At 60.4% G+C, this 15,607-nt stretch carries 14 protein-coding genes; 3 read left to right on the top strand and 11 right to left on the bottom strand.

Going from position 1 to position 15,607, the window contains the following annotated elements; all coding sequences use genetic code 11:
* Positions 1-20: 20 nt before the first annotated feature.
* On the bottom strand, positions 21-1,559 hold the full coding sequence (locus tag DM872_RS05890; RefSeq protein ID WP_179058571.1) for a nucleobase:cation symporter-2 family protein: 1,539 nt from the start codon (positions 1,557-1,559) through the stop codon (positions 21-23).
* A gap of 308 nt (positions 1,560-1,867) precedes the next feature.
* Here DM872_RS05890 and DM872_RS05885 point away from each other — a divergent pair, with 308 nt between their 5' ends.
* Positions 1,868-2,380 (top strand): dihydrofolate reductase, encoded by a 513-nt coding sequence (locus DM872_RS05885; protein ID WP_179058570.1) that lies wholly within the window; start codon positions 1,868-1,870, stop codon positions 2,378-2,380.
* Positions 2,381-2,498: 118 nt separating this feature from the next.
* On the opposite strand, the gene DM872_RS05880 is transcribed toward DM872_RS05885, so the two are convergent.
* Together DM872_RS05880 and DM872_RS05875 are read right to left on the bottom strand one after the other, a co-directional pair.
* Complete coding sequence (locus DM872_RS05880) at positions 2,499-2,966, bottom strand: metallophosphoesterase family protein (RefSeq protein WP_179058569.1); 468 nt, start codon at positions 2,964-2,966, stop codon at positions 2,499-2,501.
* A gap of 38 nt (positions 2,967-3,004) precedes the next feature.
* On the bottom strand, positions 3,005-4,384 hold the full coding sequence (locus DM872_RS05875) for a nucleobase:cation symporter-2 family protein (protein WP_179058568.1): 1,380 nt from the start codon (positions 4,382-4,384) through the stop codon (positions 3,005-3,007).
* Positions 4,385-4,719: 335 nt separating this feature from the next.
* On the opposite strand from DM872_RS05875, the gene rffA reads away from it, so the two are divergent.
* Both rffA and DM872_RS05865 read left to right on the top strand, forming a co-directional pair.
* On the top strand, positions 4,720-5,859 hold the full coding sequence (gene rffA / locus DM872_RS05870) for a dTDP-4-amino-4,6-dideoxygalactose transaminase (protein ID WP_179058567.1): 1,140 nt from the start codon (positions 4,720-4,722) through the stop codon (positions 5,857-5,859).
* A complete protein-coding gene (locus DM872_RS05865; RefSeq protein WP_179058566.1) occupies positions 5,856-7,571 on the top strand; it encodes a hypothetical protein in 1,716 nt (571 codons plus the stop codon). Before rffA ends, DM872_RS05865 begins: the two co-directional genes overlap by 4 nt.
* A 285-nt stretch (positions 7,572-7,856) precedes the next feature.
* On the opposite strand, the gene DM872_RS05860 is transcribed toward DM872_RS05865, so the two are convergent.
* The 8 genes from DM872_RS05860 to DM872_RS05825 all read right to left on the bottom strand — a co-directional run bounded on the left by DM872_RS05860 (position 7,857) and on the right by DM872_RS05825 (position 15,563).
* Positions 7,857-8,285 (bottom strand): GtrA family protein, encoded by a 429-nt coding sequence (locus DM872_RS05860; protein WP_179058601.1) that lies wholly within the window; start codon positions 8,283-8,285, stop codon positions 7,857-7,859.
* Positions 8,278-9,183: a hypothetical protein gene (locus DM872_RS05855; protein ID WP_179058565.1), complete on the bottom strand. Its 906-nt coding sequence runs from the start codon at positions 9,181-9,183 to the stop codon at positions 8,278-8,280. The genes DM872_RS05860 and DM872_RS05855 overlap by 8 nt, the downstream gene beginning before the upstream one ends.
* 3 nt (positions 9,184-9,186) lie before the next feature.
* Positions 9,187-9,852 carry an acetyltransferase gene (locus DM872_RS05850; protein ID WP_179058564.1) on the bottom strand — a complete coding sequence of 222 codons (666 nt, stop codon included), beginning with the start codon at positions 9,850-9,852 and terminating at the stop codon, positions 9,187-9,189.
* Entirely contained in the window at positions 9,849-10,481 is a 633-nt protein-coding gene (locus DM872_RS05845; RefSeq protein ID WP_179058563.1) for a class I SAM-dependent methyltransferase, read from the bottom strand. The genes DM872_RS05850 and DM872_RS05845 overlap by 4 nt, the downstream gene beginning before the upstream one ends.
* On the bottom strand, positions 10,465-11,406 hold the full coding sequence (locus DM872_RS05840) for a glycosyltransferase family 2 protein (RefSeq protein ID WP_179058562.1): 942 nt from the start codon (positions 11,404-11,406) through the stop codon (positions 10,465-10,467). The genes DM872_RS05845 and DM872_RS05840 overlap by 17 nt, the downstream gene beginning before the upstream one ends.
* On the bottom strand, positions 11,403-12,152 hold the full coding sequence (locus tag DM872_RS05835) for a WbqC family protein (protein WP_179058561.1): 750 nt from the start codon (positions 12,150-12,152) through the stop codon (positions 11,403-11,405). Before DM872_RS05835 ends, DM872_RS05840 begins: the two co-directional genes overlap by 4 nt.
* A 116-nt stretch (positions 12,153-12,268) precedes the next feature.
* Positions 12,269-14,107, bottom strand: a complete 1,839-nt coding sequence (ilvD, locus tag DM872_RS05830; RefSeq protein ID WP_179058560.1) for a dihydroxy-acid dehydratase — start codon at positions 14,105-14,107, stop codon at positions 12,269-12,271.
* Between the two features lie 259 nt (positions 14,108-14,366).
* Entirely contained in the window at positions 14,367-15,563 is a 1,197-nt protein-coding gene (locus DM872_RS05825) for a class I SAM-dependent rRNA methyltransferase (protein WP_077524110.1), read from the bottom strand.
* Positions 15,564-15,607: the final 44 nt, after the last annotated feature.

Raw genomic sequence — 15,607 nt, 5'->3', positions numbered from 1 at the left:
TGGGCGCCGGCCTTCATCTGTCAGTGGCTATGGGAACTGGCTGCCACCTTCACCCGGGGTGTTGATGGCGCGTCGTGATGGTCGTCATGTTCGGACACCACTTTCACTTCGTTGCCGTCGCAGTCGTACAGCTTGCCGTCGCGGAAATAGTCGCCCTCGTTCAGGGCGGCGATGTCCTGGTAGCGCAGGGTGCGCTCGCTGGCGGCGACGAACACCGACTGCTGGTCCGAGTTGCCGGCCTTCAGGTGGTTGAAGATGAGGTTCAGCAGGATGGCCATGATGGCGGCCGAGCTGATGCCGGAGTGGAAGATGGTTTCGAACCAGGCCGGGAAGTGGTGGTAGAAGGTCGGCGCCGCGATCGGGATCATGCCGAAGCCGATGGAGGTGGCGACGATGATCAGGTTCATGTTGTTGCGGTAGTCCACCTGCGCCAGGGTGCGGATGCCCGACGCGGCGACGGTTCCGAACAGCACCACGCCTGCGCCACCCAGTACCGAAGTCGGCACGGCGGCGATCAGGCGACCCATCACCGGCAGCAGGCCGAGGGTCACCAGGATCAGGCCGGCGGTGGCGACCACGTAGCGGCTCTTCACACCGGTCACGGCTACCAGGCCGACGTTCTGGGCGAAGGCGCTCTGGGTGAAGGAACCGAACAGCGGGGCCAGGGAGCTGGAAATCATGTCGGCGCGCAGGCCGTTGCCGAGGCGCTTGGAGTCCACCTTGGTGCCGATGATCTCACCGACGGCGAGGATGTCGGCCGAGGTTTCCACCAGGGTCACGATGATCACGATCAGCATCGACAGGATCGCCGCAATGTGGAATTCCGGCATGCCGAAGTGCAGCGGCGTGGGCAGGGCCACCAGCGGGCCTTCGAGCACCTTGGAGAAGTCCGCCATGCCGAAGAACACCGCTGTCACGGTGCCGATGATCATCGCCAGGAGGATCGACAGCCGCGAGATGCTGGCACTGCCCAGCTTGCTCAGCAGCAGCACGGTGGCGAGGGTGAACGCGGCGAGGCTGACGTTGGCCACGCTGCCGAACTCCGGCGACTGGCTGTTGCCGCCCATCGCCCAGCGTGCCGCAACGGGCATCAGGGTGAGGCCGATGGTGGTGATCACGATGCCGGTCACCAGCGGCGGGAAGAACTTGGTGATCCGCGAGAATATCGGGGTGATCAGCAGGCCGATCAGTGAGGCGGCGATTACCGCGCCGAGCACGGCTGGAATGCCGCCGGCGCCGTTGCTGCCGATGATGGCGATCATGGTTGCCACGCCGGCAAAGGACACGCCTTGCACCAGCGGAAGCTGACAGCCGAAGAAGGGAAGACCGATTGTTTGCAGCAAGGTGGCCAAGCCACCGGCGAACAGTGAGGCTGCGATCAGCAGGCCGATGTCCGCGGGCGAAAGCCCGGCGGCCTGGCCGATGATCAGGGGTACCGCGACAATTCCGCCATACATGGTCAGCACATGCTGCAGACCGTAGGCGAGGTTGGCTCCAATGCCGAGGTTTTCATCTTCCGGTCGTTGCACCGGAGACGGACTTGCGGTTGGGACTGTCATGGTGGGCTCTCGGTTTTGTTATTGTGCTGGCAACTGTAGACAATTATCCGGTCCATTGACTAGTGCTTTGTATACAATTTTTTAGGCGATCTTTTTCGCCTATTTCCAGCCAAACATCATTCAAATTCTCCTAAAAGCGCAGAACACGTAGTTGACCACATGGTCAGAAAAATGATTGGCGACGAATGGATGCTGTCCGCCAAGTTGGTGATTTCAGGTATGCACAGGCCATGCCGGAAATCGATTCCAGGGACGCCCAAACCTCCGATTGCTTTCTCTCCACGACGGCAATCGGTATTCTCGCCGCCATGAAAAAGACCCTACCCCTCTGCCTGATTGCCGCCCTCGCGCAGAACCGCGTGATCGGTCGCGACAACCAACTGCCCTGGCATCTGCCCGCGGACCTCAAGCATTTCAAGGCCATGACCCTCGGCAAGCCGATCATCATGGGCCGCAAGACCTGGGACTCCCTGGGTCGTCCGCTGCCGGGCCGGCTCAATCTGGTGGTCAGTCGCCAGGAAGGGTTGGTGCTGGAAGGCGCGGAAGTCTTCCCCAGCCTGGAAGCCGCCATCGAGCGCGCTGACGCCTGGGCGCGCGAGGAAGAGGCCGAAGAGCTGATGCTGATCGGCGGTGCCGAGCTTTACGCCCAGGGCCTCGTCCAGGCCGACCGCCTCTACCTGACCCGTGTAGAGCTGGCTCCGGAAGGCGATGCGTTCTTCCCTGAAGTGTCGCAGCAGGATTGGCGCCTGGCCTCCAGCATCGAGCACGAGGCGACGACGGACACGCCGGCCTATGCGTTCGAGGTTTGGGAAAAGCGCTGAGGCAATCCCAGACCAATCCAGATTGGTAGGTTGTGGCTGAGCGACGCGAAGCCCAACGTCCCAGACCAGGTGTTGGGCTTCGCTACGCTCTGCCCAACCTACAGTGGCGACTGGTCCGTCAGATCTGTAGCTCTCGCAACTCCGCCCGCACCTCGCCGCCCTCAATCAAGAGAAACCCCACCGACACCGGCAGCTTGAAGCGCCGCGGTCCGGCGCTGCCCGGATTCACGTGCACCAAGCCGGCGCGCTCGGTAATCAGCGGTTTATGGGAATGCCCCGTGACCACAACGCTGAATCCACGCTCCTTCAAATCATCGGGGATGTCCGCCTGGTCGTGCACCAGGTAGATACCCGTTTCCCCCAGCCACAGTTCTTCGACGTCGCGTACAACGTCGGCCCAAGCGTCCACGTCGTTATTGCCTCGCACCGCAGTCAGCGGCGCCAGTTGGCGCAGAGCATCGAGGATTTCGGGCTTGCCGATGTCGCCGGCATGGAGGATATGGTCGCAACCCTCAAGCGTCGCGAGGGCCTGGGGCCGGAGAAGGCCGTGGGTGTCTGAGATCAGGCCGATTCGGAGGGAGGTCATGGCTGGGTCCCATCGAGTGATGGGACCCATTCTGCCACTTAGTGCGACTGCGCCGGGCTTTCCGGCAGGAACCAATTGAGCAGCAGGGCGCAGAGGCCGCCGGTGGCGACGCCGGATTCGAGGATGTTGCGCAGGGCTGCCGGCATATGGGCGAGGAACTCCGGCACCTGCGATACGCCGAGACCCAAGGCCAGGGACACGGCGATGATCAGCAGGGCGCGGCGATCCAGCGTGGTGCCGGCGAGGATGTTGATGCCGGAAGCGGCCACTGCGCCGAACATCACCATGGCGGCACCGCCCAGAACGGGTTCTGGAATGGCCTGCAGCACGCCGGCCACCGCCGGGAACAGTCCCAGCAGTACCAGCATCAGGGCGATCCAGACGCCGATGTGGCGGCTGGCGATGCCGGTGAGCTGGATTACGCCGTTGTTCTGCGCGAAGACCGAGCTGGGGAAGGTGTTGAGCAGGCCGGCCAGCAGGGAGTTGGCGCCATTCACGAGTACGCCGCCCTTGATCCGCTGCATCCACAGCGGGCCTTCCACCGGCTGGCGCGAAACCTTGCTGGTGGCGGTGACGTCGCCGATGGCTTCGAGCGAAGTGACCAGGTAGATCACCAGCATTGGCACGAACAGCGACCAGGAGAAGCCCAGGCCGAAGTGCAGCGGTACCGGCACCTGCACCAGCGGCGCGTCGTGCAGGCCGCTGAAGTCGAGACGGCCGAGCCAGGCGGCAAGCGCATAGCCCGCCAGCAGCGCGATGACGATGGCGCAGCTGCGCATCCACACCAGCGGAATGCGATTGAGCAGCAGGATCACGCCCAGCACGGTGCCGGACAGCAGCAGGTTCTCGCCATTGGCGAAGGTGCCGTTGGCCATGGCGCCGAAGCCGCCACCCATGCTGATCAGGCCTACCTTGATCAGTGTCAGGCCGATCATCAGCACCACGATGCCGGTCACCAGCGGATTGATCAGTCGCTTCACGAAGGGCAGCACGCGGGAGATGCCCATCTCGACGAAAGCGCCGGCCATCACCACGCCGAAGATGGCGGCCATCACCGCTTCAACCGGTGTGCCCTGCTTGACCATCAACGCGCCGCCAGCGATCAGCGGGCCCACGAAGTTGAAGCTGGTGCCCTGCACGATCAGCAGCCCGGCGCCGAACGGCCCGAAGCGCTTGCACTGCACATAGGTGGCGATGCCCGATACCACGAGGGACATGGAGACGATCAGGTTGGTATCCCGCGCCGACACACCCAGCGCCTGGCAGATCAGCAGGCCGGGGGTGACGATGGGAACGATGATGGCCAGCAGGTGCTGCAGCGCAGCGAGCAGGGCTGCCAGCGGGCGCGGCTTGTCTTCCAGGCCGTAGAGCAGCTCGTTGCGAGCCTCGGGGGCGGGGGGCTTTTCCAGTGAAGTCATGGCGATCGACCGCAAAAAAGCGGCGATTCTACTATCTCGGGAGGATGTGAGCGAAGCTGCCGCCGCTAATCAGGTAGGCTGGGCGCCAGGCAGAGGAATGAAATGCACATCCGGCCCCGGATTTTCTTGAATGTCGCTTTGGCGTGCCTCCCTCCAATGATCCTCCTGCGCTGCTGCCTTTCGCTTGTCAGTGGCAGTCGGTATCCTCGCCGCCAACTGGCCGGAGGCCGGTTCTCTGGCCAATCGCAGGGATTACGAGGGGGTGGTTGCCTCCTCGATTGCTAGACCTTCTGCGACCAGTCGCCAAACATCCATTCAAATTCGTGGGGTTAACCATGAAGGTGCCGTTCAACCGTCCTTACATGACGGGCAAGGAGCTTTGGAACATTGCGCAGGCGCATCAGATGATGTCCCTCGCGGGCAACGGCGCCTTCACCAAGAAATGTCAGGACTGGCTGGAGCGCTCCACTGGGAGTGGCAAGGTACTGCTGACGCATTCCTGTACGGCGGCGATCGAGATGGCTGGCCTGCTCGCCGACCTGCAGCCGGGCGATGAAGTCATCATGCCCTCCTATACCTTCGTTTCCACGGCCAATGCATTCGTACTTCGAGGTGCCAAGCCGGTCTTCGTGGACATCAGGCCCGACACCCTGAACCTCGATGAAAGTCTCATCGAAAGCGCCATCACGCCCAGGACCCGAGCGATAGTGCCTGTCCACTATGCAGGCGTGGGCTGCGAAATGGATCGCATCATGGCGATTGCCGAAAAGCACGGCCTGATGGTGATTGAAGATGCAGCGCAGGGGATTCTCGCCAAGTACAAGGGACAGCCGCTTGGAGCGATCGGGCATCTTGCGGCATTCAGCTTCCACGAAACCAAGAACCTCACTTCTGGCGAAGGTGGATGCTTGCTGGTCAATCGTCCGACCTATGCCGAGCGGGCAGAAATTCTCTGGGAGAAAGGCACGGACCGAAGCAAGTTCTTCCGTGGGCAGGTGGACAAATACACCTGGCAGGACCTGGGCTCCTCTTACCTCCCGGGTGAGCTCACCGCTGCGTTTCTCTGGGCCCAGCTCGAAGAGGCGGGCGCGCTCCAGGCATCCAGATTGCAAACCTGGGGTAGATACCATGAGGCACTGCAGCCGCTTGAGGCGCAGGGGCTCCTGCGACGTCCGATCGTTCCCGAGGTCTGTGAGCACAATGCGCACATGTACTACATCCTGCTGGAGAGCAACGACGTGCGGAACGACCTGATGGCGTATCTGAATGAGCAGGACATCAAGGCCGTTTTCCATTACATCCCGCTGCACTCCGCCCCCGCGGGCAAACGGTTTGCCCGCGCGGTGGGCGAAATGTCGGTTACGGACCATGTATCGAGTGTCTTGCTGAGACTGCCGATGTGGACGGGAATGCCTGAGGAGTCCACGAGCCGGGTGATCGAGGAGGTCTTCAACTACTTTGGCAGACCGCAATGAAGCGGGTGGCCCAGATAGCCAGATTCGATTTCCTGAAGGCTGATGCGTCGATAGGTGGCGTATGGATGGCCTTGGGCGGCGTGACTCAGGTGCTGGTGTTCCTCTCGCTTGCCGTCGGGCTATTGGTACCGCTGTATTCGGATGAAATCGCCGTTCATATGAGCCGGGCGCGGTTCTTGGCCGATGACTGGCAAGTGCTCTACCTCTATCCGCAATGCCGACAAGCGATTACGGCCGGGTTGCAAGCCAGCCTGGTGCCGGGTGCAGTGCTGTATTCCCTGATCTACGGAGTGGAAACCGCATTCGGCCTCCGCCTGGTAGGCGTTCTCGTTGCCGTGCTGTGTCTGGCGATGCTCTGGTGGTGGGGAGGCAGGTTGGCGCAGGGCGCGAGCGCCAGGAACTCGGTGCGCTTGATACTTCTGTGCCTCAGTGCAATCGGCAGCCTGCCGATGATCATGATCCTGACTCGCGGAGAGCAGTTTCAGGCGCTGTGCTTGATCATTTTCACCCTCGTGCCGTTGTACTTCAGCAAGCCGGGAGAGTCGGTCGGCTTGGGGCTCGTCAAGTCGAGCGGGCTGGTAACGCTGTTTTCCGCCATGTTGTACATCCACCCCAAGTCGCTGTTCTTCGCGCCGTTCGCGGTGGTGTCCATCTGGGCTTCGTTGAGGTATGCACATTGGGGGCTGCGGACATTCGCGGTTGGAGTGCCCCTGGCAATGCTGGTCCAGATAGTTCCAGCAACCTTCGCCGCGACGTCCTGCGACAATGTGCCAAGCCTTCAAGCGGTGCTGTCGGGCAATGTCATCGACCTTCGCGGCGCCTCGGATATCGCGGACTTTTCCGCCAGGCTCTTGTATAACCTGCTCGCCGCACTCGCTCTCGTGCCCGAACGAGTGCCACTCAGCGCGGATCCCCAATCGTTCTGGCTTGCCAAACCGTTGCTGTTCGACGGGGGGCTGGCCAGATTCCTGGCTGTCGGCAGTGGCATCCGCCAGTTGTACATCATTCTGCTGATTTCGGTTCCGGTGACTGCATCCTGGGTGGTCATGCGAGCGCTGGTGAGGCTCCGGCTGCGTCTTACGCATGTGCTGATTGCCATGATGCTCGCCGGATTGCTGGGTCATGCCGCGATTTACAATCCTGCCAGCTGGCATTTCTATACGCCCGGCTTGATGGTTCCTTGCCTGGTTCTGCTGATCGGGATGCTTCTGGGCGATTCAGTTCACCAGGAATGGCTAGCGCGAAATCAACGGGCCTTGTCAGCTATTGCGGCGGGTTGCATGGGCGTGTTTCTGGTCAGTGCCATCCAACTGGCCAGCTATCAACTCCCTGCGCTGTGGATTGCCAATCAGGGCAGCTTCTATACGGTTCCGAGCCAGTTACTGTCCACGCCCTTGCATCTCTACGACAAGGCGCAGCTTGAACTCGACCAACTGGCGAGCAGTTGCGAGTTGGGCAAGGCTGACTCGCCCCATGCAGTTGTCGATGGGGTGGGCTATTTCTACCTGGCGGGAAGCCGCGCTCCGATGAATGCGTTGTACGTTTTCGAGTTGGCGTACGGGAACACTGTGGGCGATACGCGCCAGTTCCTGAGGAAGATGAACAGTGCTGGCGTGCTGTCCCGCTGCGACTATCTGCCGGACAGCCTCAAGGGTTTGGCGAAGGCATCCGGAGAAATGTGCTGCGTCTCGGTGAAGAGCCTCGGGGACTGAACCATTGGAAAAGTCGGCCATGGTGGTGCCATGGCCACTCTTTTCCCTAGCGTTTTCTCGCGATAACCAGGCGGGAGCCGCCGATGGGGAGTCTCAAACCTGTGCGGATTAGTGCGCACTCCACGTTCATTGCCATTTCGAAGCACTAGTTGAGCAGTCTGGGCAATTTGAACTCTGCGGTTGCGTCGTAGTGAGCATTGCTGGTGCGTTTCTGCGTCAAGCGAGAGGCCAGCATCGCTGGAAGCAGAAGCGTCACGATGCTGGAACAGTAGTTCGCGCCGCAAGTCAGGCAGATCTTTGTTTCGTGGCCTTGCGGCCTTGAGGAAATACAAAGAACTTGAAGGTGGCAAAGAGCTGCAATGCAACGATCACAATCGAGACTGCCTGGACAAGTTGGTGAGGGTAACCAAGGTGGTCGTGGAATATGAGCAGCAGCAACAGGCTTGTCGTATAGCCGAGGATGTGAGCGCACATATAGCGGATTGCTGCACCGAGATAGTGGCCATCATGCTCAAACGCCCATTTCCGGTTGCCAAAGAACCCGACCCCAGCCCCGACGCAGTACAGAATCGTCATTGCGATCTTGGGTGTCATGCCCAGATAGGTGAGCAGCAGGTACACCATGTAGCCGGAGCAGTTGCTGATGACGCCCACCACCGCGTAGCGCAAGAGCTGCCTGATCGAACTGTTGCTGATCAGCTTTTGCCTAATCATCTGTTGCAACCGCGATACCGAAACCGGTCTTGCCATAGCCGTCACCGCAGTACAGCAGGTACTGCCGGCCCTGGTGGCTGAAGACGCTGGGATACTCAATGCTGAGGCCATCCCAATGACCTTCGCTGACGGTTATTCCCGACAGCTCGTCTCGGCGTGTCCAGGTGCGACCATCGTGGGATTCCGCATAACCGATGCGATAGCTTTCCCCGCGATAGGCGTACCACATGAGGTGTTTTCCGCCTTGCTGCACAACGCAGGGCCGAGCGAATGCGTACTCGCTTTCGCTTTCCGGCGTGATCACAACGTGGCCATTACGGGACCAGCTCAGTCCGTCGTCCGAACTGGCGTATTTGATGAAATGTGACATGTCGGCCTGGGTGGCACCCCACTCCAGATTGGAGCCGTACCACATGTGCCAACCATCAGTGTTCCGAACTACCCAGGGATAGGAAAGCGTGTAGGGATCTTCCGCGGATCGATCCATCAGCGGAGCCAGGGAGTGTCTCCGGTAGGTCTGGCCACCATCTGCAGAGATGGCCAGGCCGATCGAGTTCCTCCAGGGCACGGTTACGCCGAGGTTCCAGCCCATGTAATAGAGATAATGCAGATCACCGACGCGTACGATCGATCCAATCGAGCAGCCACTATCGTCGAAGCATCCAATCGGGCCGGGTGACAGCACGGGCTCTTTGCAAACCCTGACAACCTGGGTCGGGGCCGACATTTCGATCTCCACCCAGGCAATGCTGGAGCGGTTCTGTTGATCGCGCGTGCTGAAATAGATTCGAAAGCGATTGCCGCCGACGTGATCTGCAACCGGATTCGCTGCGTGCGAATGCATCCATTCGAATTCTCCGGACGGACAGAACACCTGGCCGAGTTTCTTCCATTTCATGGGTCAGATCTTTTTGAGCCTGGTGCTTGGCACCGGAGAGCGTTCACTCGGTGCGCCGATATAGAGACCCTCCGCCTCGGCATCCTTCAGTAGCAGGACGCCGGCGCCTATTACGCACTTTTCCCCTACCTTGATGTGATCTCGCAGCGTCGCGTTGACTCCGATGAAACACATCTCCTGAATTTCGACGCCGCCGGATATCACTACGTGCGAAGCAATGAAGCAGTGATCCTTGATCGTGGAATGGTGGCCAATGTGATTGCCGCTCCACAGGGTGACGTTGTTTCCGATACGCACGAAGGGCTGAATAGTGTTGTCTTCGAGAATGAAGCAGTTATCGCCAATCTGGTTGTCATTCAGGACCGTAGCGTGGGAGCTGACGTAGCTGGCCAGTTTGTAGCCGAGCGCTCTGGCAGCCAGGTACTTCTCCTTGCGAACCTCATTCAGTTTTGAGTAGCTCAAGGCAATGAAGAGTCGGTTGTCAGCCGGCGGATAGTGGGTATCGATCTCTTCGAACGGGACCACGGGAAGCCCCAGGAACTCGCTGGACGTAATGAAGGCTGCATCCACCGTGAATGCAACGACCTGGAAATCGCTGTCGTTGCTGAAGTAGTAATGGGCAAGCTGAGCTATGTCCCCAGTGCCGAAGATAACTAGTGGTGTTTTCATTTGTCTTTTCTCACCAGTATCGTGAACTCATAGAGCCCGTAGTCATGGAGCAGGGCGACGTTTCTAGAATAGCGGCGCTTGCAAAGGTCGAACAGTTCACACGGGTCGGCGTAATACAGGTAATCACGCATCTTGTGCGTATCCGAATACGATGTCAGGCAGTTGAAGGTAAAGCCCTTGCGACTCGTTTCGTTCAGTGCGTCCAGTGCGATGATCAGGTGCTCTTTCCACTCTTCATCGGAGCGGCCAAGTCGTACATTGAATATGCCACTGGCGATTCCGTAGTCGGCCTCGATTGTAGGTCGGTGGGACTCCACGAAGTGGCAGTTGCTCTTTCCTTCATGGCGACGAGATGCCGCCGCGATCATCTCGTGCGAGATGTCATAGCCATAGTAGGAAAGGTTTCCGTGTAGGGCGCTGAGGTGCTCGTACAGCGCGCCGTACCCGCAACCGAGATCATTCAGCGAGTAGCTCAAGGACCCTTCGATGAGTTTGGCAAGCTGAACGAACCGAAGTGTATGGCCTTCCTCACCATTCCAGTCCACACCTCGTGGCGTTTCACCATGCTCAGCGAGTTTGGTGGAGTAGTAATCGGCAATCTCGGAGAGAATGTCACTTTTTACTTTCATATACTCGCCGCACGATGGTGTAGGGACGTCGTTTTACCTCTGAAAATATCTTCGAGAGATATATTCCAACAACACCTATGAAAGAGATGATCAGGCCACCAATCAGCCAGATCGAAGCCATTACGGATGTCCATCCACTCAATGGTCGGGTCAAGAAGAGCCATTGAACTGCCAGATATGCAATGTAAAGGCTCGCGAGTGCCGAAATGGAGATGCCGACATAGAAGATTCCGATCAGCGGAGTATTGCTGAAGGAAGTGACGGAGTTCACGAGCAGGGACATCTTGCGGCGGAATGTATAGGTGCTCTCGCTGGTGCTGTGCTTTTTGATGACTTCGGCGACCTGACGATAACCGGTGATGTACCAAAGGCCGGCCATGAAGACCTCTCTTTCTTCGTGCGCCAACAGGGAGTCCACGTACCGGCGCGTCATCAGGCGCGCTGTGACGATGTTCTCCGGGAGCGAAAGCCCAGTCAGTGTTCGAAAAAGAGGATAGAACCATTGCCCGGTTATCCGCTCTACGAGACCGCCTTTACGCGCCTCCTGGACGCCATATACGACATCGCAGTGCTCGGACGTCAACCTCCCATAGAACCTGTTCAGCCACTCCGGCTCTTCCTCAAGGTCGCTGTCGATCAGGAAGATCAAATCACCGGAAGCGTGCGCGAGACCCGTCATCATCGCCTTGTGGTGGCCAAAGTTCCTCGATAGATCAATTACTTTTACATGAGGATTGTTTTCGGCATGGATGATGGCTTTTTCGAGCGAATTGTCCGGGGAACCGTCGTTGACCAGGATTATCTCGTAGTCAAGCGCAAGCTGGGTGGCGGCCAGGCTAGCGCGCTCAACGAATTCGTTGATGTATGCGGACGACTGGTAAAGCGTCGAGACGATCGAGACTTTATTCAAGCTAGGGCTGCTCATCTGGTTATATCGTCAGCGCTGCGACTGCGGTGCGTGAATCTCAGGAGCTCATGAGAGGCGGGTCCGCAGTTAAATAGAAGATCCAGAATGGATACGCCATGGGAGAACTCCCCCCAAAGCTGCGGGTACTCTTTGTATCCGTCGTAGTCAAACCAGGACAGTTGCAGGTTTTTCTCGTCGAAAACTGATTCGTCAATATAACTTCTTGCGGCGGGGCCGGAGATGTAGTGGGTTCCACCTGCTTGTTCACACAGGTCGGCAAGTCTCTCAGTTTTGCCGTCAATGAGTTTGTAATCCCAGCTGTTGGAGATTTTTGTCTGGATTGAGAGTTTCCCGCAGGCCCATTCAATCAAGGCTCTGTTGAGCTGTGAAATAAATTCGTAATCGTTGTCGAGGTAAAGAGGTTCCAGCTCTTGAGCGATCGAACTGAAGTGCTTGGCGCGCTTGTAATTCTGGGTAAGGGCTTTCCAGTGAGCCATTGCCCAGTCTTTACCGTCTATTTCAGTTTCTCGGATGGCCTGGTGGTACTTTCCCTTCACCTTCACGGGAACTGTAAGCCATTGAAGACCTTGCGGCGTTTTAATCTGATTACGATTACGCCAATCTCGCCGTGTGTACTGCATGTCGTCGTAGAGAATGAATTCATCCACGGCGGCAATCATGTCGAAGTATCCCTTCCAGGGGATGTAGTTCGATTGCAGTATGGCTACTTTCTTCTGGGGGCGGCCTGTCTGGTGCTCTTGCATTACCTAACCCAAGGTCAGTCACTGGAACCGCCGGATACTGTCCAGGTGTCCGGCGTTGTCTGTGTCAGGGCGCAAGGGTACTGGCTCGCCACATCGACGAGCCACTTTTTATTTTGTCAGCCTTCGAGCATCGACTTGTTGCGCACCGCGCCCTTGTCGGCGCTGGTGGCGAGCAGGGCGTAGGCCTTGAGCGCGGTGGTGACCTTGCGCGCGCGCGGCGCGACCGGTTTCCAGCCCTTCTTGTCCTGCACATGGCGACGGTGGGACAGCTCTTCATCGCTGACCAGCAGCTGGATGGTGCGGTTGTGGATGTCGATGTGAATCCTGTCGCCGTCCTCCACCAGGCCGATGGCGCCGCCGGCAGCGGCTTCAGGCGAAGCGTGGCCGATGGACAGGCCCGAAGTGCCGCCGGAGAAGCGGCCGTCGGTGAGCAGGGCGCACTGCTTGCCCAGCCCCTTGGACTTCAGGTAGCTGGTGGGGTAGAGCATTTCCTGCATGCCCGGGCCGCCTTTCGGGCCTTCGTAGCGGATGATCACCACGTCGCCGGCCTTCACTTCGTCGGCGAGGATGCCCTTCACCGCGGCGTCCTGGCTTTCGAAGATCTTCGCGGTGCCTTCGAACACATGGATGGACTCGTCCACGCCGGCGGTCTTCACCACGCAGCCGTCGAGGGCGATGTTGCCGTAAAGAACCGCGAGGCCACCTTCCTGGGAGTAGGCGTGCTCGACGCTGCGGATGCAGCCTTCGGCGCGGTCGTCGTCCAGCGTCGCCCAGCGGGTGGACTGGCTGAATGCGGTCTGGGTCGGGATGCCTGCCGGGCCGGCCTTGAAGAAGGTGTGTACGGCCTCGTCCTGGGTCTGGGTGATGTCCCACTGGGCGATGGCATCGCTCATGCTCGGGCTGTGCACGGTGGGCACGTCGGTGTGCAGCAGGCCACCACGGGCCAGTTCACCGAGGATGGAGAAGATGCCGCCGGCGCGGTGCACGTCTTCCATGTGGTACTTCTGGATGTTCGGCGCCACCTTGCACAGCTGCGGCACCTTGCGCGACAGGCGATCGATGTCGCGCAGGTCGAAGTCGATCTCCGCCTCCTGGGCGGCGGCCAGCAGGTGCAGGATGGTGTTGGTCGAGCCGCCCATGGCGATGTCCAGGGTCATGGCGTTCTCGAACGCCTTGAAGCTGGCAACGTTGCGCGGCAGCACGGACTCGTCGCCTTCGCCGTAGTAGCGCTGGCACAGCTCGACGGCCAGGCGGCCGGCGCGCAGGAACAGCTGCTCGCGGTCGCTGTGGGTGGCCAGGGTCGAGCCGTTGCCCGGCAGCGCCAGGCCGAGGGCCTCGGTCAGGCAGTTCATGGAGTTGGCGGTGAACATGCCGGAGCAGGAACCGCAGGTGGGGCAGGCGCTGCGCTCGTACTCGGCGACTTTCTCGTCGGAGCAGGAGTCGTCGGCGGCCGCGACCATGGCGTCCACCAGGTCCAGACCGTGGTTAGCCAGCTTGGTCTTGCCGGCTTCCATCGGGCCGCCGGAGACGAAGACCACCGGGATGTTCAGGCGCAGGGCGGCCATCAGCATGCCGGGGGTGATCTTGTCGCAGTTGGAGATGCAGACGATGGCGTCGGCGCAGTGGGCGTTGACCATGTATTCCACGGAGTCGGCGATGATCTCGCGGCTCGGCAGGGAATAGAGCATGCCGTCGTGGCCCATGGCGATGCCGTCGTCCACGGCGATGGTGTTGAATTCCTTGGCCACGCCGCCGTGCTTTTCGATCTCGCGGGCGACCAGCTGGCCCAGGTCCTTCAGGTGCACGTGACCGGGCACGAACTGGGTGAAGGAGTTGGCGATGGCGATGATCGGCTTCTTGAAGTCCTCGTCCTTCATCCCGGTGGCGCGCCACAAGGCACGGGCGCCGGCCATGTTGCGGCCGTGGGTAGAGGTTTTCGAGCGGTAATCGGGCATGACGGTTTCCTGCGGCTAATCAGGTATCGATAAGAGTCTCATCGTGAGCGCGCAACATACCGGATGCAAACGGCAGATGGCCATTCGGTCGGTGGTGGCCGGAAGGCGGGGCGGGGTCACCGCTCGCTCGGCCGAAGCTCACTGGCCCGCCGGAGGATGGTTGGCGAGGAATGGCCCGATTCTACGCCGGGCCCGGCCGGCAGGGAAAGGCTGGCGGTCGGGCCGGCGCAGCGGCCGGCCCGATGCTGGGCGGAGGTGCTTAGCTGTTCGGCAGCAGGCGAACCGTCAGGCTCTTGATGTAGCGGGTCTCGGCGATGGCCGGGTGCACGGGGTGGTCCGGACCCTGGCCGCCGCGCTCCAGCAGCTGGATATTGCGATCCAGGTGGCGGGCACTGTTGAGCAGGATGTTCTGCAGGTCGTCTTCCGGCAGGTGCATGGAGCAGGAGGCGCTGACCAGGATGCCGTCCTTGTTCAGCAGGCGCATGGCTTGCTCGTTGAGGCGGCGGTAGGCGGCCTCGCCGTTCTTCAGGTCCTTCTTGCGCTTGATGAAGGCGGGCGGGTCGGCGACGACCACGTCGAAGCGCTCTTCGGCGGCTTTCAGTTCCTTGAGGGCTTCGAACACGTCACCTTCCACGCAGGTGACCTGTTCGGCCACGCCATTGAGGGTCGCGTTGCGCTCCACGCCGTCGAGGGCGAAGCCGGAGGCGTCGACGCAGAACACTTCGCTGGCGCCGAAGGCCGCGGCCTGCACGCCCCAGCCGCCGATGTAGCTGAACAGGTCGAGGACGCGCTTGCCCTTCACGTAGGGCGCCAGGCGCGCGCGGTTCATGCGGTGGTCGTAGAACCAGCCGGTCTTCTGGCCTTCCATGACCGGGGCCTCGAACTTCACGCCGTTCTCTTCCAGGGCGACCCACTCGGGCACCACACCGAAGGCAGTGTCCACGTAGCGCTCCAGGCCTTCGGCGTCACGCGCGCTGGAGTCGTTCTTCCAGAGCACGCCGCGAGGTTTGAGGACCTGCACCAGGGCGTCGAGCACGGCGTCCTTGTTGCGCTCCATGGCGGCGGAAGCAAGTTGCACCACCAGGTGATCGCCGAAGCGGTCCACCACCAGGCCCGGCAGCAGGTCGGAGTCGCCGTAGACCAGGCGGTAGAAGGGCTTGTCGAAGAGGCGCTCGCGCAGACTCAAGGCGACGTTGATGCGATGCACCAGGAGGGACTTGTCCAGGCTGTGCTTGATGTCACGGGACACCAGGCGGGCGCAGATCAGGTTGTTCGGCGAAATGGCGACCACGCCCAGGGGCTTGCCGCCAGCGGCTTCGAGGATGGCCTGGTCGCCCGGCTGGAAGAGGCTCATCGGGGTGGCGACCACGTCCACTTCGTTGCTGTAGACCCACAGGTGGCCGGCGCGCAGGCGTCGATCGGCGTTGGCTTTGAGGCGCAGGCTGGGCAGGGACATGTGTCGCTCTCCGGAAAAAAGGCGGGGATTATACCCCAGCCCGC

Origin of the sequence: Pseudomonas taiwanensis (assembly GCF_013393345.1) — a bacterium.
Taxonomy (GTDB): domain Bacteria; phylum Pseudomonadota; class Gammaproteobacteria; order Pseudomonadales; family Pseudomonadaceae; genus Metapseudomonas; species Metapseudomonas resinovorans_C.
Note: the sequence above shows the minus strand (reverse complement) of the source record. Positions and strands in the feature narration are given on the sequence as shown.

Excerpts from the sequence above, each read along its gene's own strand:
- DM872_RS05850 (WP_179058564.1), bottom strand. The coding sequence starts at position 9,852 with ATGAAAACACCACTAGTTATCTTCGGCACTGGGGACATAGCTCAGCTT.
- DM872_RS05845 (WP_179058563.1), bottom strand. The coding sequence starts at position 10,481 with ATGAAAGTAAAAAGTGACATTCTCTCCGAGATTGCCGATTACTACTCC.
- DM872_RS05865 (WP_179058566.1), top strand. The coding sequence starts at position 5,856 with ATGAAGCGGGTGGCCCAGATAGCCAGATTCGATTTCCTGAAGGCTGAT.
- DM872_RS05875 (WP_179058568.1), bottom strand. The coding sequence starts at position 4,384 with ATGACTTCACTGGAAAAGCCCCCCGCCCCCGAGGCTCGCAACGAGCTG.
- DM872_RS05890 (WP_179058571.1), bottom strand. The coding sequence starts at position 1,559 with ATGACAGTCCCAACCGCAAGTCCGTCTCCGGTGCAACGACCGGAAGAT.
- DM872_RS05835 (WP_179058561.1), bottom strand. The coding sequence starts at position 12,152 with ATGCAAGAGCACCAGACAGGCCGCCCCCAGAAGAAAGTAGCCATACTG.
- DM872_RS05840 (WP_179058562.1), bottom strand. The coding sequence starts at position 11,406 with ATGAGCAGCCCTAGCTTGAATAAAGTCTCGATCGTCTCGACGCTTTAC.
- DM872_RS05860 (WP_179058601.1), bottom strand. The coding sequence starts at position 8,285 with ATGATTAGGCAAAAGCTGATCAGCAACAGTTCGATCAGGCAGCTCTTG.
- ilvD (WP_179058560.1), bottom strand. The coding sequence starts at position 14,107 with ATGCCCGATTACCGCTCGAAAACCTCTACCCACGGCCGCAACATGGCC.
- rffA (WP_179058567.1), top strand. The coding sequence starts at position 4,720 with ATGAAGGTGCCGTTCAACCGTCCTTACATGACGGGCAAGGAGCTTTGG.
- DM872_RS05825 (WP_077524110.1), bottom strand. The coding sequence starts at position 15,563 with ATGTCCCTGCCCAGCCTGCGCCTCAAAGCCAACGCCGATCGACGCCTG.
- DM872_RS05880 (WP_179058569.1), bottom strand. The coding sequence starts at position 2,966 with ATGACCTCCCTCCGAATCGGCCTGATCTCAGACACCCACGGCCTTCTC.
- DM872_RS05855 (WP_179058565.1), bottom strand. The coding sequence starts at position 9,183 with ATGAAATGGAAGAAACTCGGCCAGGTGTTCTGTCCGTCCGGAGAATTC.
- DM872_RS05885 (WP_179058570.1), top strand. The coding sequence starts at position 1,868 with ATGAAAAAGACCCTACCCCTCTGCCTGATTGCCGCCCTCGCGCAGAAC.